Raw genomic sequence first — 18813 nt, forward strand, 5'->3', positions numbered from 1 at the left:
GACACCGCCCGGGCCGGCCCGGTTCCCTCAGCGCAGCGAGCGGGCGATCTCGATCGCCTCGGCCCTGGTGAGGTGGCCCTCCAGCCGGTAGCTCACCTCGTTGTCCTGCCAGATCAGGGTCGAGGCGGCCAGCCGGGCGGTCTCCCGGCGGATCCCACCCGCCCGGTCCACGTAGGACAGCACGTGTGGGCCATCGACCCACACGGCGAAGTCGCCGTTGACCTGGACCCAGTTCGCGCCCGGCGGCGTGACCTCCTTGTGGAAGGCCAGGTCGAGGTGCCCGTCGAACGCGTCGACGCGCAGCGCGCCCCCGTCGTAGAGCAGCGTCGCCACCCGGTACCTGCCGGTGGCGTCCGGGTCGGCGACCAGCACCCGCTCGGGTGGGCCCAGCTTCGCCGGCAGGCGGATCGGAAACCGTACCGCCCGCTGCGCCTCGTCCAGGGCGACGACCCGCTGCCCGGGTAACGGCGACGCGGTGGCACCGGGCGGCGTCGCGGCGGGCGCGGTGGCGATGCTGACACCGGCGAAGCGCAGCAGCCCGGTGACGACGTCGGCGATGGCGGCCCGGGTCGGCGGCAACACCGCCACCAGCAGGGTGACGAGCGCCACCGCGGCGAGCGAACGCCACCGACGCCGCCGGGGCGCGGGCGTGCTGAGTCGGACGCGGACGCGGGCGCTCACGTCGGGCGGATCGGGTGTGTCCAGCCAGGTGGACAGGTCCCGCAGTTCCCGTTCGAGGTCACCCATGTCGGACCTCCTCCCGGTCGAGCAGGGTGCGAAGCTTCGCCAGCGCCCTGGAGGTGCGCGACTTCACAGTGCCCCGGGGCCAGCCCAGCGTCGCCACCGTCTCCTCCTCGCTGAGATCGAGGAAGAACCGGCAGACGATCACCTCGCGGTCGCGTACCGGCAGTTGCCGTAGGGCCCGCACCAGCGACGCCCGGCGCTCCCCGGCGAGGACCGCGCCGACCGCGTCGTCCTCGGCGACCTCGGACGTGGGGTCCGCTGCCGCCGCCCGCAGCACGAGCCCGTCGCGCCGGCCCCGGGAGCGGTGCAGGTTGCGGGTCTCGTTGGCGACGATCGCCAGCAGCCACGACCGGAAGGACGCCTCGCCCCGGTAACGGGACAGCTTCCGGTACGCCTTCACGAACGCCTCCTGGATGACGTCCTCGGAGTCCGAGCCGGCACCGAGCAGCACCGCCGTCCGGTACGCGGACGCGGTGTGCCGGGCGACCAGGAGGTCGTACGCCTCCAGGTCACCTGTCCGAGCACGGGTGACGAGCGCCTCGTCGTCCAGGGCAGCCTCCGTTCGCATCACCCACATGACACCGCCCACCCGCCGCGGGTTCCACAGGGATTTCCGACCCGGATCAGCTCTCTCCCACCGGGCGTGCAGCCTATTGCCAGGAATCGGTGCTGCACTGGAGGGCGTCGAGGAGAGGGGCGGGGCATGAGCTGGTTCAGTCGCCGGTCACGGGGTGCCGAGACGACCCCGACGAAGCTGGACCGGGAGGCGACCCGCGACGACCTCGCGGCGCTGGAGGCGTTCGTCGCCACCCGGCGCGGGGTGGAGTTCTACCTGGAGCCGGAGACGACCGCGACGGACACCACGGTCGTGGCGATCGCCCACGACGGCGAGTGGATCCGCCGCCGTACCGGAACGCCCCGCGCGGCCGGGGCCATCGCCCGCAAGCACGCGGTGCCGTTGTACGAGGCGGCGCGCACCGGCTACCCGGAGCGGATGCGGACCTGGAGTCGGGCCCACCCGGAACGCCACGCCCGCTGATCGGGGCGTCGACCGGTGTCGGTCGTCGCGCGTGGCGTGGTCGGTCCCGGGCATGTGTCGTTCGGCGCCTTTGGAGCTGAATCGTTGGCGACATCGCCGTAGGTCCGGACCTGAAGCCGAGGCGCGGGCCGGAAGTCGAGGCGGCTGAATCGTCTACGACATCAGCTCCAAAGGGGCCGCGTGAACACTCCGCCCCCTGCCACGGGGCAGTCCGCGAGGCCGATCAACCAGTCGCCCAGCCCGCCAGCGTGGTGAGAGGCAACCCGCGCGCGCCGATATTTTCGCAGGTCAATGTGGTGAGCGTGGTCGGGTGGGGGTGGGGTCCGCGTTGACCGGCGGCGCGGGGGTGTGGCAGCATTCGCAGCCTGACGGCAGTGAAGGAAGTCGGTGCGAATCCGACGCGGTCCCGCCACTGTCACCGGGGAGCGATCCCCCCTCGTGAGTCACGGCCGTGTGTCTGCGGTTGGAAGGCCGGGGGAGAGCGTCGATCCGGAAGCCAGGATACTTCGGCCGTCGGGACGTACCCCAGGGCGTGGACACCCGAGGAGGACCCGATGACGCATGGCGTCTCTGTGACCGACGATCACCGTCGCGAACCGAGCGGCGGACGCCCCGCCGCGCCCCGCCCCGGCCGCACTGACGCGCCGGCATCCGCACGCTCCCGCGCCGTTCACCGCTGAGTTCCCCACCGCGCCACCCGCCGCCGTCGGCCCCGCGCCGGTGAGCCGCCCGGGTCGCGGTGCCTGCTGAACCCCGCGCCCATCCCACGTCGCCAGCTCGCATCGGCGAGCGCGTCGACGTCACTCTCCGGAGCCTGCCGTGCGCATCCTGCTGCTCTCCACCGCCGACACCGACCTGCTGGCCGCCCGCGCCAGCGGCGCCGACTACCGGTTGGCCAACCCCGCGCGGGTCACCGTCGAGGAGGTGCCCGCCCTGCTCGACGGGGTCGCCCTCGTCGTCGTACGCCTGCTCGGCGGTCGGCAGGCGTGGCCGGACGGCCTCGCCGCGGTGCTCGCGACCGGCGTGCCGACGGTGGTGCTCGGCGGCGAGGCGACACCCGACGCGGAGCTGATGGCCAGCTCCACCGTGCCGTCCGGTGTCGCGACCCAGGCGCTGGCGTACCTGGTCGAGGGCGGCCCGGACAACCTGGGGCAGTTGGCGCGGTTCCTCTCCGACACGGTGCTGCTCACCGGTGAGGGGTTCGCCCCGCCCGCGCGCACCCCGGCGTACGGGGTGCACGGCGCGCACCTGGCCGACCCGTACCGGCCCACAGTGGGGATCGTCTTCTACCGGGCACACGCGTTGGCCGGCAACACCGGCTTCATCGACGTGCTGGTCGAGGCGGTCCGGGCGGCCGGCGGCAACCCGCTGCCGATCTTCTGCGGCTCCCTGCGCGGGCTGACCGCCGACGCCGGCCCGCTCGGGCTCTTCGCCCGCTGTGACGCGCTGCTGGTCACCGTGCTCGCGGCTGGCGGTGCGGTCGCCGCCGACGCCTCCGGCGGCGGCGACGAGGACGCCTGGGACGTCGGCGTCCTGGCCGCCCTGGACGTGCCGGTCATCCAGGCGCTCTGTCTCACCAGCACCCGGGCGCAGTGGGCCGACAGCGACGCCGGGCTGTCCCCGTTGGACGCCGCCATGCAGGTGGCCATCCCCGAGTTCGACGGCCGGATCGTCACCGTGCCGTTCTCGTTCAAGCAGATCGACGCCGACGGGCTCTCGGTCTACGCCGCCGACCCCGAGCGGGCCGCCCGGGTCGCCGGGATCGCGGTGCGCCACGCCCGGCTGCGGTACGTGCCGGCCGCCGACAAGCGCGTCGCCGTGGTGCTCAGCTCGTACCCGACGAAGCACTCCCGGGTCGGCAACGCGGTGGGCCTGGACACCCCGGCGTCGGCGGTGCGGCTGTTCGCCGCGCTCGCGGACGCTGGCTACGACCTGGGCGAGCGCCCGGTGCCCGCCGACGGCGACGCGCTGATCCACGCGCTGATCGCCGCCGGTGGCCACGACGTGGAGTGGCTCACCCCGGAGCAGTTGGCCGGCGCCGAGGCCCGGATACCGGGGCCGACGTACCGGCGTTGGTTCGACCAGGTCCCGGCCGAGCTGCGGGAGCGGATCAGGGAACACTGGGGTGAGCCGCCCGGCGAGCTGTACACCGAGGGCGGCGACATCGTGCTCGCCGGGCTGCGCTTCGGCAACGTGGTGCTGCTGATCCAGCCGCCGCGCGGCTTCGGGGAGAACCCGATCGCCATCTACCACGACCCGGACCTGCCGCCGAGTCACCACTACCTGGCCGCGTACCGCTGGTTGACCGCGCCGGTCGCGGACGGCGGCTTCGGCGCGGACGCCGTGGTGCACCTGGGCAAGCACGGCACCCTGGAGTGGCTGCCCGGCAAGGGCCTCGGCCTGGCCGCCGACTGCGCGCCCGACGCGGTCCTCGGCGATCTGCCGCTGGTGTACCCGTTCATCGTCAACGATCCCGGTGAGGGCACCCAGGCCAAGCGGCGGGCGCACGCCGTGGTCGTCGACCACCTGGTCCCTCCGATGGCCCGCGCCGAGACCTACGGCGACCTGGCCAAACTGGAGCAACTGCTCGACGAGTACGCCACCGTGCAGGCCCTCGACCCGGCCAAGGTGCCCACCGTGCGGGCCCAGATCTGGAACCTGGTGCGCGCCGCCGAGCTGCACCACGACCTGCACGCCGAGGCGATGCCCGACCCGGACGACTTCGACGACTTCGTGCTGCACCTCGACGGGTACCTCTGCGAGGTCAAGGACGTGCAGATCCGCGACGGGCTGCACATCCTCGCCGACGCGCCCACCGGCGAGGCACGGGTCAACCTGGTCCTGGCGGTGCTGCGCGCCCCGCAGATCTGGGGCGGCGCCCGCGCACTGCCCGGTCTGCGGCAGGCCCTCGCCGTCGCGTACTTGCTCGACGAGCAGGAACTGCTCGCGACGCCGGGACAGCGACTGGCGCTGCCCACGGCGCTCACCGATGTGGTGGACGGGCCGGCCGGCACCGCCGCCGACGCGATCGACCTCATCGAAGCGCTCGCGCGGCGGCTGGTCGTCGGCATGGAGACCCAGGGCTGGGCAGTGGACGCCGTCGACGCCGTGGTGGCGGAGGTGACCGGGCAACCGATCCCGGACGCCGCCGCGGTGCTGCGCTTCGCCGCCACCGAGCTGGTGCCCCGCCTGGACCGGACCACCGACGAGCTGACCCACACCCTCGGCGCGCTCGACGGGAGGTTCGTGCCGCCCGGCCCGTCCGGTTCACCCACCCGGGGCCTGGTCAACGTGCTGCCCACCGGCCGCAACTTCTACTCCGTCGACCCGAAGGCCATCCCCAGCCGCAACGCCTGGGACGTCGGGGTGGCCCTCGCCGACTCGCTGCTGGCCCGGCACCTCGCCGACACCGGCGGGTACCCCCGGTCGGTGGGGTTGACAGTGTGGGGCACCAGCGCCATGCGGACCCAGGGTGACGACATCGCCGAGGTGCTCGCGTTGCTGGGCTGCCGGCCGGTCTGGGACGACAGGTCCCGGCGGGTCACCGGCATCGAGGTGGTGCCGACCGCCGAGCTGGGCCGGCCGCGCGTCGACGTCACGGTGCGCATCTCCGGTTTCTTCCGCGACGCGTTCCCGCACGTCGTGGCGCTGCTCGACGACGCCGTCCGGCGGGTCGCCGCCCTGGACGAGCCGGACGAGGAGAACTACCTGCGCGCGCACGTCGCCGCCGACCTCGCCGAGCACGGCGACGAGCGGCGGGCCACCGCCCGGATCTTCGGCTCCAAGCCCGGCGCGTACGGGGCGGGGCTGCTGCCCCTGATCGACGCCCGGACGTGGCGCAGCGACGCCGACCTGGCCGAGGTGTACGCGGTGTGGGGCGGCTACGCGTACGGCCGGGGCCTGGACGGGCGGGAGGCGCGCGCCGACATGGAACGCTCGTTCGCCCGGATCGCGGTGGCGGTGAAGAACCAGGACACCCGCGAGCACGACATCGTCGACTCCGACGACTACTTCCAGTACCACGGCGGGATGGTGGCGATGGTCCGCCACCTCACCGGCACGTCACCGCAGGCGTACGTGGGTGACTCGGCGATGCCGCACGACGTGCGCACCCGCACGCTGGGTGAGGAGACCCGGCGGGTGTTCCGGGCCCGGGTGGTCAACCCGAAGTGGATCGCCGCGATGCGCCGGCACGGCTACAAGGGCGCGTTCGAGCTGGCGGCCACAGTGGACTACCTGTTCGGCTACGACGCCACCGCTGGTGTCGTCGACGACTGGATGTACGAACACCTGGCCGCCGCGTACCTCTTCGACGACACCACCCGGGAGTTCCTGGAGCGGTCCAACCCGTGGGCGCTGCGCGGCATCACCGAGCGGCTGTTGGAGGCCGCCGACCGGGGGCTGTGGGCCGCACCGGAGCCGAGCACCCTCGACCGGCTGCGCGACACGTACCTGGCCAGCGAGGGCGACCTGGAGGACCGGGCGTGAGCGCGAGGAGTGAGCCGGTTTTGCGAGCCTCGCAGTCGCGAACGAAAGGAGGCGCCGTGGCGACTTATCCCTTCAGCGCGGTGCTCGGTATGGCCGACATGCGGTTGGCCCTGCTGCTCAACGCGGTCTCCCCGGCGATCGGCGGGGTCCTGGTCCGGGGCGAGAAGGGCACCGCGAAGTCCACCGCCGTGCGGGCCCTCGCCGCGCTGCTGCCCCCGGTGCGCCAGGTGGCCGGTTGCCGGTTCGGTTGTGACCCGGCCGGGCCCGACCCGGCCTGCCCGGACGGCCCGCATCCGGCCGACGCCGCCGCCGAGACCCGCCCGGCCCGCCTGGTCGAGCTGCCGGTGGGCGCCGCCGAGGACCGGGTGGTCGGCGCGCTGGACCTGGAGAAGGCGATCGGCGAGGGGGTCCGCGCGTTCGAGCCGGGTCTGCTCGCCGCCGCGCACCGGGGGGTGCTCTACGTCGACGAGGTCAATCTGCTGCACGACCACCTGGTCGACCTGCTGCTCGACGCGGCGGCGATGGGCCGCAGCCACGTGGAGCGGGAGGGCGTCTCGGTCAGCCACGCGGCCCGGTTCCTGCTGGTCGGCACGATGAACCCGGAGGAGGGCGAGCTGCGCCCGCAGTTGCTCGACCGGTTCGGGCTCACCGTGGAGGTGAACGCCAGCCGGGACCCGGAGATCCGGGTCGAGGTGGTCCGCCGCCGGCTGGCCGCCGACGCCGACCCAGTCGACTTCGCCGCCGGGTGGGCGGACGCGGACGCCCAGGTCGCCGCCCAGGTGGCCGCCGCCCGCCGCCGACTTCCCGGGGTACGACTGCCGGACGCCGCGTTGCGGCAGATCGCCGAGGTGTGCGCGGCGTTCGACGTGGACGGGATGCGCGCCGACATCGTGACCGCCCGCACCGCCCTCGCCCACGCCGCCTGGCACGGCCGGGACCGGGTCACCATCGACGACGTCCGGGTGGCCGCCCGGCTGGCCCTGCCGCACCGCCGCCGCCGCGACCCGTTCGACACCCCCGGCCTGGACGAGAAGCGCCTCGACGAGGCGTTGCAGCGCGCCCAGGACGCCCACCCCGACGACCCGGACGACGACGGCCCCGACAGCCCCGACGACGGTGGCCCCAACGGCGGTGGCCCCAACGGCGGTGGCCCGGCCGGTGACGGCGGCCCGAACGGGAGTAGCCCGGCTGTCGGCGGAGCCCAGGGCGGCGACGCCGGCGATGACGGGGTCGAGCAGGGCGAACCCGGGTCGGCCGGGTACTCGACGGCACGTGACGGCGCGGGCCCGGACGGGCGCACCGACGGCCCGGACGGTACCGACGGCTGGCCGCAGCGTCAGCCGGGTGACCGGGGCGACGACCGCTGGCCGCAGCACCCGAACGGCGACGGTCGGAACGCGGGGACGCCCGGTGGCCGGGGAGCGTCGGCCGGTGCCGAGGACCCGACCCGGGGCGGGGAGTCGCAGCCGGTGGCCGTACCCCGGGGTGGGCTGCGGGCGCGGACGCTGACCGCGCCCGGCCTGGGTGACGGGGTGCCGGGCCGGCGGTCGCGGGCCCGGACCGGGCGGGGCCGCACCACCGGCGCGCGGGTGCCGGCGGGCCGGGTCGGCGCGCTGCACCTGCCGGCCACGATCCGCGCCGCCGCGCCGCACCAGGCGGCCCGGGGCCGGCTCACCGGTCCGCTGCGACTGCGCCGCGACGACCTGCGGGAGGCGGTTCGCGAAGGGCGTGAGGGCAACCTGGTGCTCTTCGTGGTGGACGCGAGCGGATCGATGGGGGCCCGGCAGCGGATGACCACTGTGAAGGACGCGGTGCTCGCCCTGCTCACCGACGCGTACCAGCGCAGGGACAAGGTCGCGGTGATCGCGTTCCGGGGTGCCGGTGCCCGGACCCTGCTGCCGGCGACCTCGTCGGTGTTGGCCGCCTCGACCCGGCTGGCCGAGTTGCCCACCGGTGGGCGGACACCGCTGGCCGAGGGGTTGCTCGCCGCCGTCGACCTGCTGCGGGTGGAGCGCCTGCGCGATCCGAAGCGCCGCCCGCTGGTCCTCATCGTCACCGATGGTCGGGCCACCGCCGGCACCCGCCCACTGGACCGGGCGGCAGCGGCGGCGCAGGTCCTGGCCGCCACCAACGCTGCCTGCGTGGTCGTCGACTGCGAGTCCGGCCCGGTCCGCCTCCACCTGGCCACCCGCCTGGCCACCCAGCTGAATGCCCCAAGAACCCCCCTGGAATCCCTGACCCACCCCCACCCCCGCGATCGTGCACTTTCTGTCGCGGCATAACGGACCAAGCACGCATATGAGCAACAGAAACCGCAAGATCGCGGGACACCTGGACGAGGGATGGGGGACGGCCTGATGCCGCAGGGACAACCGAGCGTGGTGCCCGCTGACGGGTTGACGACCCGGCAGCGGCGGCACCGGCCGCTGTTGATGGTCCACACCGGGCAGATGAAGGGGAAGTCGACGGCGGCCTTCGGGCTGGCGTTGCGGGCCTGGACGGCCGGCCTGCCGGTCGGGGTGTTCCAGTTCGTCAAGAGCGCCAAGTGGCGGGTGGGGGAGGAGAGCGCCTTCCGGACCCTCGGCGAGGTGCACGAGCGCACCGGCCAGGGCGCGCCGGTGGCCTGGCACAAGATGGGCGAGGGCTGGTCCTGGATCCAGCGCGGCGGCGACGCCGACCACGCCGCCGACGCCCTGGAGGGCTGGCGGCAGATCCAGCGTGACCTGGCCGCCGAACGGTACGGGCTGTACGTGCTGGACGAGTTCACCTATCCGATGACGTGGGGCTGGGTGGACGTCGACGAGGTGGTCGCCACGCTGGCCGACCGGCCCGGCTTCCAGCACGTCGTGATCACCGGTCGGGACGCCGACCCGCGCCTGGTGGCCGCCGCCGACCTGGTCGCCGAGCTGACCAAGGTCAAGCACCCGATGGACGCCGGCCAGAAGGGCCAGAAGGGCATCGAATGGTGAGCGGGCAGTGGGCGCTGCCCCGGGTGGTGGTCGCCGCCCCGGCCAGTGGCCACGGCAAGACGACGGTCGCCACCGGGCTGCTCGCCGCGCTCCGCCGACGGGGACTCGCCGTCAGCCCGCACAAGGTCGGCCCCGACTACATCGACCCCGGCTACCACGCCCTCGCCGCCGGACGAGCCGGCCGCAACCTCGACCCGTTCCTGGTCGGGCCCGACCTGATCACCCCCCTGCTGCGACACGGCGCGAGCGTCCCCACGCCCGCCGACGTCGCCGTGGTCGAGGGCGTCATGGGCCTGCACGACGGCGCGGTGGGCCGGCGTGACTTCGCCTCCACCGCGCACGTCGCCCGGCTGATCGAGGCACCGGTGCTGCTGGTGCTGGACACCACCGCGCAGGGCCGTTCGGCCGCCGCGCTCACCCTCGGCATGGCCGCGTTCGACCCGGCGGTTCGGATCGGCGGGGTGATCCTCAACCGGGTCGGCTCACCCCGGCACGAGACACTGCTGCGCGACGCCCTCGCCGAGGTGGGCGTACCGGTGCTCGGGGCGGTCACCCGCGCCGCCGAGGTGGCCGCGCCGGCCCGGCACCTCGGGTTGGTGCCGGTCGCCGAGCGGGCACCCGAGTCGCTCGCCATCGTCACCGCCCTTGCCGAACTGGTCGAGGCCACGGTGGACGTCGACGCCGTGCTCGACCTGGCCCGCACCGCCGCACCGTTGACGACCCCGGCGTGGAACCCGGTCGCCGCCGTCGGCGGGGCGGCCGGCGTCGAGCGACCACGCGTCGCGCTCGCCGGTGGTCCGGCCTTCACCTTCTCGTACGCGGAGACCGCCGAACTGCTCACCGCGGCCGGCGCGGACGTCGTCACCGTCGACCCGTTGCGCGACCCGGCGCTGCCCACCGGCACCCGCGCGGTGGTGATCGGCGGCGGCTTCCCCGAGGCGTACGCCCAGGCGCTTGCCGACAACACCGCGCTGCGCGCCGAGCTGGCCGACTTCGACGGGCCGATCGTGGCCGAGTGCGCCGGGCTGCTCTACCTCGGGCGGTCCCTGGACGGCGTACCGATGTGCGGTCGGCTGGACCTGACCGCCCGGATGACCGACCGGCTCACCCTCGGCTACCGGGAGGCAGTGGCGAGCACCGACTCCCCGGTGGCCCGCGCCGGTGCGCAGGTACGCGGCCACGAGTTCCACCGCACCACCACCGACCCGGGGCACGGCGACGCACCGGCGTGGCGGTGGAACGACGCCGAGCACGGTTTCGTCTCCGGCCGGGTGCACGCGTCCTACCTGCACACCCACTGGGCCGGTCACCCCGGCGCGGCCCGCCGACTGGTCGAGGCGGCCCGATGACCGCCACGCTCACCGGGGTCGGTGTCGGCCCCGGCGACCCGGAGCTGCTCACCGTCAAGGCGGTGCGGCTGCTGGGCGAGGCCGACCTGGTCTTCGTACCCGTGATGGCGGACCGGGCCGAACCCGGCGCGACCGCCGCTCCGACGCCGCCGGGCGCGCAGGCCGGGCGGGCCGAGGCGACAGTGCGGCAGCACGTCGCCGCGGACCGGTTGCGTCGGCTGCCGTTCGCGCTGGACGACCGGGGTGGGGTGACCGCGCGCCGGGCGCAGGCGTGGGACGAGGCGGCCCGGGTGGTCGTCGAGGCGATCGACGCGGGCGCACGGTCGCTGGCGTTCGCCACCATCGGCGACCCCAACGTCTACTCCACCTTCGGGTACCTGGCCCAGAGCGTCCGCGCGCTGCGCCCGGCGGTGCGGGTGGCGACAGTGCCCGGTGTCACCGCCATGCAGGAGCTGGCCGCGCGCAGCGGCACCCCGCTCTGCGAGGGACGCGAACCGCTCACCCTGCTGCCGGCCACCGCGGGCCTGGCGCTCTTCGCCGACGCCCTCGCCGGGCCGGGCACCGTGGTCGCCTACAAGGGCTGGCGGCGGCACCCGGAGCTGCTCGCCGAACTGCGCCGGCAGGGCCGCCTCGCCGACGCGGTGCTCGGCCGCAGCCTGGGGCTGCCCGGTGAACGCGTCGGGCCGGTCGACGACACCGGGGACGACCTGCCGTACCTGTCGACGCTGCTGGTTCCGGCCCGCCGTGAGCACCGAGGAGGAAAGCTGTGACCAGCGACGCGAAGGTGTGGTTCGTCGGTGCCGGCCCCGGTGCTGCGGACCTGCTGACAGTGCGGGCCGCCCGGGTGATCGCCGAGGCGGACATCGTGATCTGGGCGGCCAGCCTGGTGCACGCCGACGTGCTGGCGCACGCCCGCCCCGACGCGGAGATCGTCGACTCGTCGCAGTTGCCCATCGAGGGTGTGCTGCCGCTCTACCGGCGCGCCGCCGAACAGGGGATGACGGTGGCCCGGATCCACTCCGGAGACCCGGCGCTGTGGGGCGCCGTGCAGGAGCAGCTGGACCTGTGCCGGGCGCTCGGCCTGGCCGTCGAGATCGTGCCCGGGGTGTCCTCGTTCACCGCCGTCGCGGCGATCGTCGGACGGGAACTGACAGTGCCCGAGGTGGCCCAGTCGGTGATCCTCACCCGCCTCGAAGGCGGCAAGACCCCGATGCCGCCCGGCGAGCGGGTCCGCGACTTCGCCCGGCACGGCACCACCATGGCCCTGTTCCTCTCCGCCGCCCGCTCCGGGCAGGTGCAGGCCGAGCTGCTGGCCGGCGGCTACCCGCCGGACACCCCGGCCGTCGTGGCGTACCAGGCGACCTGGCCCGACGAGCTGGTGGTCCGCTGCACTGTCGGCACCCTGGAGGCGACCGTCAAGCAGCACAAGCTGTGGAAGCACACCCTGTTCCTGGTCGGGCCGGCGCTCGCCGCCGAGGGCACCCGCTCGCACCTCTATCACCCCGGGCACTTCCACACCTTCCGCCGGGCCGAGCCGGCCGCCCGCGCCGAGCTGCGCCGTCAGGCCAGCGCCCGCACCGGGGGGACAGCCACACCATGACGTACGCCGAGCCGCCGCTGCGCGAGCCGGACCTGCCGCGTACCGCGAAGGTCCGGCCCACCGCGCTGCGCACCGGCTGGACCACCGGGGCGTGCGCGACGGCGGCGGCCAAGGCGGCGGTCACCGCGCTGGTCACCGGCGAGACCCAACAGGAGGTGGAGATCGGGCTGCCCGCCGGGCGCCGGGTGCGCTTTCCTGTCGAACGCTGCGAGGTGAGCGGCACCCCACCGGTGCGCGCCGAGGCGGTGGTGGTCAAGGACGCCGGGGACGACCCGGACGTCACCCACGGCGCCGAGCTGACCGCCACAGTGAACTGGACCGACGTACCCGGCCTGCGGCTGGCCGCCGGCGCCGGCGTCGGCACGGTGACCAAGCCCGGCCTCGGGCTCGCGGTCGGCGGCCCGGCGATCAACGACACCCCCCGCCGGATGATCGGCGAGGCGGTGGCCGAGGTGGTCGACCTCAGCGAGGTCGGCGTCCGGGTGGTGATCAGCGTGCCTCGCGGCGAGATCATGGCCCGCAAGACCACCAACCGTCGGCTCGGCATCCTCGGCGGGATCTCGATTCTCGGCACCACCGGGATCGTCCGTCCCTTCTCCACCGCGTCGTGGCGGGCCAGCGTGGTGCAGGCAGTGCACGTGATGGCCGCCCAGGGCGAGCGCACAGTGGTGCTCTGCACCGGTGGGCGTACCGAGCGGGCCGCCCGCGCGCTGCTGCCGGACCTGCCCGAGGTGTGCTTCGTCGAGGTGGGCGACTTCACCGGCGCGGCGGTCACCGCCGCCGTCGAGGACGCGATGACCGGGGTGGTCTTCGTCGGCATGGCCGGCAAGCTCGCCAAACTGGCCGCCGGCATCCTGATGACCCACTACACCCGATCCAAGGTGGACCTTTCCCTGCTCGGCGCGGTGACCGCCGAGGCCGGCGGTGACCCGTCGCTGGTCGCCGCCGTGACCGAGGCGAACACCGGGCGGCACGCGTACGAGCTGTGGGAGGCCGCCGGGCTGCTCGCCCCGGCCGGCGACCTGCTCTGCCAGCGGGTCCAGGCGGTGTTGCGGCGCTTCGCCGGGCCGACGGTCACAGTGGACGTGGCGATGGTCGACTTTGCCGGAGCGCACGTCGTCGCCTCGTCCGGCCGGTGGTCCGGATGACGCGGGCTGAGCCGGTGACCCGGGCGGAACCGATGCCACCGACGACCCGGGCGAAGCCGGTGATCCCGACGACCCAGGTGGGCCCGGTGGCCCCGGTGACCGTGGTCGGCCTGGACGCGGCCGGCGCACCGCCGCACCCCGCTCTCGCGCCGGTGCTGGCCGCTGCCGGGCTGGTGGTCGGGGCCGCCCGGCACCTGGCTGCCGTGCCCGTACCGGCCGACGCGGACACCGCCACCCTCGGGCCGCTCGCCCCCGCCCTGCGCCGCCTCGCCGTGGCCGTCGACGCCGGGGTGCCGGCCGTGGTGCTGGCCAGCGGCGACCCCGGCCTGTTCGGCATCGTCCGGCGGCTGCGCGCGGCCGGCCTGCCGCTGCGGGTGGTACCAGCGGTGTCCAGTGTGGCCGCCGCGTTCGCCCGCGCCGGGCTGCCCTGGGACGGCGCGGCAGTGGTCACCGCGCACGGGCGTGACCCCCGAACCGCAGTGAACGCCTGCCGGGCGCTGCCACTGGTCGCGGTGCTCACCGCGCCCGGCGCCGGGGCGACCGAGCTGGGTGCCGGCCTGATCGGCTGGTCCCGTCGCCTGCTGGTCGCCGAGCACCTGGGCACCGCCGCCGAACGGATCCGCGCGGTGACCCCCGAGCAGGCCACCGCCGAGACCTGGGCCGACCCGCACGTCCTACTCAGCCTCGCCGACCCGGATCGGGTCGCGTCCGCTGGGATGCGCTCCGACAACCAGCCAGCCGCCGCGCCGGCCGGCGGGTGGGCGCTGCCGGAAAGCCGGTACGCCCACCGCGACTCCATGATCACCAAGTCGGAGGTGCGGGCCCTCGTCGTCGCCCGGCTGCGCCCCCGACTGGGCCGCCTCGTCTGGGACGTCGGCGCGGGCAGCGGCTCGGTCGGCATCGAGTGCGCGCTGCTCGGCGCGGCAGTGCTCGCCGTCGAGCAGGATCCGACGTCCGCCGCGACGATCCGGGACAACGCGGCCATGCACGCCGTCGACGTCCGGATCGTCGTGGGGCGCGCCCCGGCGGCGCTGGACGGGCTACCCGAACCGGATGCGGTCTTCGTCGGTGGCGGCGGCGTCGACGTCCTGACCGCCGTGCTGGCCCGCCGACCCGCACGAATCGTGCTCACCCTGGCCGCGTTGGACCGCGTCGCGCCGGCAGTCGGTCTGCTGCGCGCCGCCGGCTACGCGGTCGAGGGCAGCCAGCTCTCCGCCGCCCGCCTCGCCGACCTGCCCGGCGGGTCGATCCGTCTCGCGGCCACCAACCCGGTGGTCGTCCTCACCGGGGAGCGCCAGTGACCGACCAGAACCCGCCCGCCCGGATCGGCCTGGTGGCGGCCACCGCCGCCGGCCGCCGGCACGCCGACACCCTGGCCGCCGCGTGGCCGCACGCCCGGCTGGTCGAGCGGGACACCGTGGCCGAGGCGCTGCGCGCCGCCTGGGCCGGTTGTGACGGGGTCGTCGCGTTCCTGGCCACCGGGGCGGTCGTACGGATCGTCGCGCCGCTGCTCGACGACAAGCGCACCGACCCGGCGGTGGTGGTCGTCGACGAGGCGGCGCGACACGCGGTGGCACTGCTGGGCGGGCACGCCGGTGGCGGCAACGCCCTCGCCGAGCAGGTCGCCGCCCTGCTGGACGCCCGAGCGGTGATCACCACCGCCACCGACGCGGTCGGGTTGCCCGGGCTGGACACCCTCGGCTGGCCGGTCCACGGCGCGGTGGCCGCGGTGTCCCGGGCCATCCTGGACCGTGAACCGGTCCGACTGGTCGCCGACGCCGACTGGCCGCTGCCCGCCCTGCCCCCGAACGTGCGCGCCAGCGATGAGGACACACCGGACGACGGGTACCGGCTGCTGGTCACCGACCGGGTGGTGCCGACCGACGGGCGGACCGCCGTGCTGCGGCCGCCGTCGCTGGTCGCCGGGGTGGGCGCGAGTCGGGGCGTACCGGCCGCCGAGGTGGCGGAGCTGCTGCACCGGGTGCTGGCCGAGGCCGGCCTCGACCCGGCGAGCCTGCGCTGCCTGGCCAGCGCCGACATCAAGGCCGACGAGGCGGGCATCCGCAGCACCGCCGACACGCTCGGCGTACCCCTGGTGACCTGGCCGGCGACGCGCCTCGCGGCGGTCGACGTGCCGCACCCCAGCGAGGTGGTCCGGGCCGCGGTCGGCACGCCGAGCGTGGCGGAGGCCGCGGCCCTGCTCGGCTCGGATGGCCGGGCCGGCGACGCGACGCTGCTGGTGAGCAAGACCGCGACGGCGATGGCCACCGTGGCGGTGGCCCGGCACGCGCCACGCGGCCGGCTCGCCGTCGTCGGCCTCGGGCCCGGCGCCGCCGACCTGCGCACCCCCCGCGCGGTCACCGAACTGCGTCGCGCCGCCGTGGTGGTCGGCCTCGACCAGTATCTCGACCAGGTCCGCGACGTGCTGCGCCCCGGCACCCGGGTGCTCGCCAGCGGGCTGGGCGCGGAGGAGGCGCGGGCCCGCGCCGCCGTCGCCGAGGCCGCCGCCGGCCGGGCGGTCGCGCTGATCGGCTCCGGCGACGCCGGGGTGTACGCGATGGCCAGCCCCGCCCTGGAGTACGCCGACGAGCGCATCGACGTGGTGGGCGTGCCCGGCGTCACCGCCGCCCTCGCGGCCGGGACGCTGCTCGGCGCGCCGCTCGGGCACGACCACGCCTACCTGAGCCTGTCCGACCTGCACACCCCGTGGGACGTCATCGAACGACGGGTGACCGCCGCCGCCGAGGGTGACTTCGTGACCATCTTCTACAACCCGCGCAGCCGGGCCCGCGACTGGCAGCTCGGCAAGGCGCTCGGCATCCTCGCCGGGCACCGGCCACCGGACACCCCGGTGGGGGTGGTGCGCAACGCCAGCCGCCCCGGCGAACAGGTCCACCTCGCCACGGTGGCCACGCTCGACCCGGCGATCGTCGACATGTACAGCGTGGTGGTCGTCGGCAACAGCGACACACGGCTGGTCGCCGGCCGGATGGTCACCCCCCGGGGGTACCGGTGGCGCTCGTGAGCATCGACGCCTGCCAGGGCTGCGGCGCCTGCCTGCGCACCTGCCCCACGCACGCCATCACACCAATCGCCGGTGGCCTCACCGTCCGCGCCGACCGGTGCACCGGCTGCCTGGAGTGCCTGGAGATCTGCCCCGTCGACGCGATCCGCGTCGTCGAGCCGTCGGAAGGAGCCCGATGAGCCGGGTGGTGCACCCCATCGAGGTCGAGTCGTACCGCATCCTGCGTGAGCGCGTCGACCTGTCGCACCTGCCGCCGCTGAGCCGCGCGGTGACCGAACGGGTGGTGCACGCCAGCGCCGACCTCGCCTACGTCGACGACCTCGTCTGCGACGAGACCGCCCTGCGGTCCGGGCTGGCCGCGCTGCGCGCGGGCGTACCCGTGGTGACGGACGTGGCGATGGTCGCCGCCGGCATCACCCGCACCGGCCTGGAACTGGTCTGCCCGGTCGCCGAGCCGGCCGCGGCCGACCTGGGCCGCTCGGCCGGCATCACCCGATCGGCGGCGGCCGTGCGGATCGCCCTGGACCGGGTCGGGCCCGGCGCGGTCTGGGTGGTCGGCTGCGCGCCCACCGCGCTCGTCGAACTGCTCACACTGCACGCCGAACCGGCGCTGGTCGTCGGCCTGCCGGTCGGCTTCGTGGGCGCCGCCGAATCGAAGGCGGCGCTGCGGGCCAGCGGCCTGCCCGCCGTGTCCAACGTGGGCGAGAAGGGCGGCTCGGCGGTCGCCGCCGCCGCCCTCAACGCCCTGCTCTACGTCGAGGAGAAGTCATGACCGGATTGGTCATCGTCGGGCACGGTACGCGCAGCGCGGCCGGGGTCGACCAGTTCGCCGCTCTCGTCGAGCGGGTCCGTCGTCGCGGTGACCTCGGCGACGTCGAGGGCGGCTTCATCGAGCTGTCCCGCCCACCGCTGACCGACGCGGTCGGCGCGCTGGTCGCGCGCGGGCACCGGGCGCTCGTGGCGCTGCCGCTGGTGCTCACCGGCGCCGGCCACGGCAAGGGCGACATCCCCGCCGCGATGGCCCGGGAACAGCAGCGTCACCCGGGGCTCAGCTACCGCTACGGCCGTCCGCTCGGCCCCCACCCGCTGCTGCACGACGCCCTCGAACAGCGCATCGACGCGGCACTGACGGCTGTCTCCTCGGCCGGTGCCGATCGGGCCGGCACGGAGGCCGGTGCCGACCGGGCCGGCACGTGGGTCGCGTTGATCGGGCGGGGGTCGACCGACCCGGACGCCAACGCCGAGGTCGCCAAGGTCGCCCGGCTGCTCTGGGAGGGGCGCGGCTACGCGGGCGTGGAGCCCGGGTTCATCTCCCTCGCCCAGCCGTCGGTGCCGGCCGTGCTGGAGCGGCTGCGCCGTCTCGGCGCGCGGCGGATCGTCGTCGCGCCGTACTTCCTGTTCGCCGGGGTGCTACCGGACCGGATCGTCGCCCAGTCGGCGGAGTTCGCCGCCGCCCACCCCGACCTGGACGTGCGGGTCGCCGACGTGATCGGCGACTGCGACGCGCTCGCCGACCTGGTGCGGGAACGCTACGCCGAGGCGCTGGGCGGCGACATCCGGATGAACTGCGACACCTGCGCGTACCGGGTGCTGATGCCCGGCTTCGCCGACAAGGTTGGCCGCCCGCAACGCCCGCACGACCACCCCGACGACCCGGTCGGCCACCACCATCACCACGGTCACGACCACCATGGGTACGACCACCACCACGACCACGGGTCGGTGGCGGTGGTCGGCGGCGGGCCCGGACCCGACGACCTGATCACGGTACGCGGACAAGCCCTGCTCGACGCCGCGGACGTGGTGGTGGTCGACCGGTTGGCCCCGCAGGGACTGCTCGCCGGGCTGCGCCCCGACGTGCTGGTGGTCGACGCCGCCAAGGTGCCGCGCGGCCCGTCGATGGCCCAGGAGGCGATCAACGAGGCCCTGGTGTCGCACGCCCGGGCTGGCCGCCGGGTGGTCCGGCTCAAGGGTGGTGACCCGTACGTCTTCGGGCGCGGCCACGAGGAGGTGCAGGCCTGCACGGCCGCCGGTGTGCCGGTGACGGTGGTCCCCGGAGTGAGCAGCGCGCTCGCCGCACCGGCCCTGGCTGGCGTGCCGGTCACCCACCGGGGCGTGGCGCACGACGTCACCGTCGTGTCCGGACACCTGCCGCCCGGGCACCCCGACTCGCTGGTCGACTGGGCGGCGCTGGCCCGTACCCGGGGCACCGTCGTGTTGCTGATGGCAGTCGACACCATCGCCAAGATCGCGTCGGCGCTGATCGAGCACGGTCGCGCCCCGCAGACGCCGGTGCTCGCGGTGCAGGACGCCGGGCTGCCCGAGCAGCGGTCGGTGTCCGCCCGGCTGGACGAGATCGGTGCGTCGGCCGCCCGGGAGGGCATCCGTCCGCCCGCCGTCTTCGTCGTCGGCCCGGTGGTCGCGCTGTCGACCACCGGGCCCACGGTCTGA

General features: G+C 75.2%; 15 protein-coding genes and 1 riboswitch. Of the genes, 13 read left to right on the forward strand and 2 right to left on the reverse strand.

The window, feature by feature from the left end; translation table 11 throughout:
• Window positions 1-27 precede the first annotated feature (27 nt).
• Complete coding sequence (locus ACX27O_RS09185) at window positions 28-747, reverse strand: hypothetical protein (RefSeq protein ID WP_458939254.1); 720 nt, start codon at window positions 745-747, stop codon at window positions 28-30.
• Window positions 740-1312, reverse strand: a complete 573-nt coding sequence (locus ACX27O_RS09190) for an RNA polymerase sigma factor (protein WP_458939255.1) — start codon at window positions 1310-1312, stop codon at window positions 740-742. Before ACX27O_RS09190 ends, ACX27O_RS09185 begins: the two co-directional genes overlap by 8 nt.
• A 135-nt stretch (window positions 1313-1447) precedes the next feature.
• Between ACX27O_RS09190 and ACX27O_RS09195 the strand changes: the two genes are divergently transcribed.
• The 13 genes from ACX27O_RS09195 to cobA all read left to right on the forward strand — a co-directional run bounded on the left by ACX27O_RS09195 (window position 1448) and on the right by cobA (window position 18813).
• Window positions 1448-1783, forward strand: coding sequence for a hypothetical protein (locus tag ACX27O_RS09195; RefSeq protein ID WP_358126091.1), 336 nt, complete (start codon window positions 1448-1450; stop codon window positions 1781-1783).
• Window positions 1784-2135: 352 nt separating this feature from the next.
• Window positions 2136-2312, forward strand: a riboswitch (cobalamin riboswitch).
• Between the two features lie 290 nt (window positions 2313-2602).
• A complete protein-coding gene (gene cobN / locus ACX27O_RS09200) occupies window positions 2603-6271 on the forward strand; it encodes a cobaltochelatase subunit CobN (RefSeq protein WP_458939256.1) in 3669 nt (1222 codons plus the stop codon).
• A complete protein-coding gene (locus ACX27O_RS09205) occupies window positions 6268-8553 on the forward strand; it encodes a VWA domain-containing protein (RefSeq protein WP_458939257.1) in 2286 nt (761 codons plus the stop codon). The genes cobN and ACX27O_RS09205 overlap by 4 nt, the downstream gene beginning before the upstream one ends.
• A 75-nt stretch (window positions 8554-8628) precedes the next feature.
• Entirely contained in the window at window positions 8629-9240 is a 612-nt protein-coding gene (gene cobO / locus ACX27O_RS09210) for a cob(I)yrinic acid a,c-diamide adenosyltransferase (protein ID WP_030327536.1), read from the forward strand.
• Window positions 9234-10589 carry a cobyrinate a,c-diamide synthase gene (locus tag ACX27O_RS09215; protein ID WP_210866092.1) on the forward strand — a complete coding sequence of 452 codons (1356 nt, stop codon included), beginning with the start codon at window positions 9234-9236 and terminating at the stop codon, window positions 10587-10589. The genes cobO and ACX27O_RS09215 overlap by 7 nt, the downstream gene beginning before the upstream one ends.
• Window positions 10586-11359: a precorrin-2 C(20)-methyltransferase gene (gene cobI, locus ACX27O_RS09220; RefSeq protein WP_458939258.1), complete on the forward strand. Its 774-nt coding sequence runs from the start codon at window positions 10586-10588 to the stop codon at window positions 11357-11359. Before ACX27O_RS09215 ends, cobI begins: the two co-directional genes overlap by 4 nt.
• Window positions 11356-12189: a precorrin-4 C(11)-methyltransferase gene (gene cobM, locus ACX27O_RS09225; RefSeq protein ID WP_458939259.1), complete on the forward strand. Its 834-nt coding sequence runs from the start codon at window positions 11356-11358 to the stop codon at window positions 12187-12189. Before cobI ends, cobM begins: the two co-directional genes overlap by 4 nt.
• Window positions 12186-13337 (forward strand): cobalt-precorrin-5B (C(1))-methyltransferase, encoded by a 1152-nt coding sequence (locus ACX27O_RS09230; RefSeq protein ID WP_458939260.1) that lies wholly within the window; start codon window positions 12186-12188, stop codon window positions 13335-13337. Before cobM ends, ACX27O_RS09230 begins: the two co-directional genes overlap by 4 nt.
• Window positions 13338-13369: 32 nt before the next feature.
• Window positions 13370-14638: a precorrin-6y C5,15-methyltransferase (decarboxylating) subunit CbiE gene (gene cbiE, locus ACX27O_RS09235; protein ID WP_458939464.1), complete on the forward strand. Its 1269-nt coding sequence runs from the start codon at window positions 13370-13372 to the stop codon at window positions 14636-14638.
• Window positions 14635-16362 carry a precorrin-3B C(17)-methyltransferase gene (cobJ, locus tag ACX27O_RS09240; RefSeq protein ID WP_458939261.1) on the forward strand — a complete coding sequence of 576 codons (1728 nt, stop codon included), beginning with the start codon at window positions 14635-14637 and terminating at the stop codon, window positions 16360-16362. Before cbiE ends, cobJ begins: the two co-directional genes overlap by 4 nt.
• The gene (locus tag ACX27O_RS09245) at window positions 16350-16541 is read left to right on the forward strand and encodes a DUF362 domain-containing protein (protein ID WP_036410455.1); all 192 of its coding nucleotides are present in this window, start codon (window positions 16350-16352) and stop codon (window positions 16539-16541) included. The genes cobJ and ACX27O_RS09245 overlap by 13 nt, the downstream gene beginning before the upstream one ends.
• A complete protein-coding gene (locus ACX27O_RS09250) occupies window positions 16538-17134 on the forward strand; it encodes a precorrin-8X methylmutase (RefSeq protein WP_458939262.1) in 597 nt (198 codons plus the stop codon). Before ACX27O_RS09245 ends, ACX27O_RS09250 begins: the two co-directional genes overlap by 4 nt.
• The gene (gene cobA / locus ACX27O_RS09255) at window positions 17131-18813 is read left to right on the forward strand and encodes a uroporphyrinogen-III C-methyltransferase (RefSeq protein WP_458939263.1); all 1683 of its coding nucleotides are present in this window, start codon (window positions 17131-17133) and stop codon (window positions 18811-18813) included. Before ACX27O_RS09250 ends, cobA begins: the two co-directional genes overlap by 4 nt.

Source organism: Micromonospora sp. SD19 (genome assembly GCF_054462275.1).

Bases quoted from the DNA above. Each gene is read 5' to 3' on its own strand.
- ACX27O_RS09185 (WP_458939254.1), bottom strand. From the start codon at position 747: ATGGGTGACCTCGAACGGGAACTGCGGGACCTGTCCACCTGGCTGGAC.
- ACX27O_RS09190 (WP_458939255.1), bottom strand. From the start codon at position 1,312: ATGCGAACGGAGGCTGCCCTGGACGACGAGGCGCTCGTCACCCGTGCT.
- ACX27O_RS09195 (WP_358126091.1), top strand. From the start codon at position 1,448: ATGAGCTGGTTCAGTCGCCGGTCACGGGGTGCCGAGACGACCCCGACG.
- cobO (WP_030327536.1), top strand. From the start codon at position 8,629: ATGCCGCAGGGACAACCGAGCGTGGTGCCCGCTGACGGGTTGACGACC.
- ACX27O_RS09215 (WP_210866092.1), top strand. From the start codon at position 9,234: ATGGTGAGCGGGCAGTGGGCGCTGCCCCGGGTGGTGGTCGCCGCCCCG.
- cobI (WP_458939258.1), top strand. From the start codon at position 10,586: ATGACCGCCACGCTCACCGGGGTCGGTGTCGGCCCCGGCGACCCGGAG.
- ACX27O_RS09230 (WP_458939260.1), top strand. From the start codon at position 12,186: ATGACGTACGCCGAGCCGCCGCTGCGCGAGCCGGACCTGCCGCGTACC.
- cbiE (WP_458939464.1), top strand. From the start codon at position 13,370: ATGCCACCGACGACCCGGGCGAAGCCGGTGATCCCGACGACCCAGGTG.
- ACX27O_RS09250 (WP_458939262.1), top strand. From the start codon at position 16,538: ATGAGCCGGGTGGTGCACCCCATCGAGGTCGAGTCGTACCGCATCCTG.
- cobA (WP_458939263.1), top strand. From the start codon at position 17,131: ATGACCGGATTGGTCATCGTCGGGCACGGTACGCGCAGCGCGGCCGGG.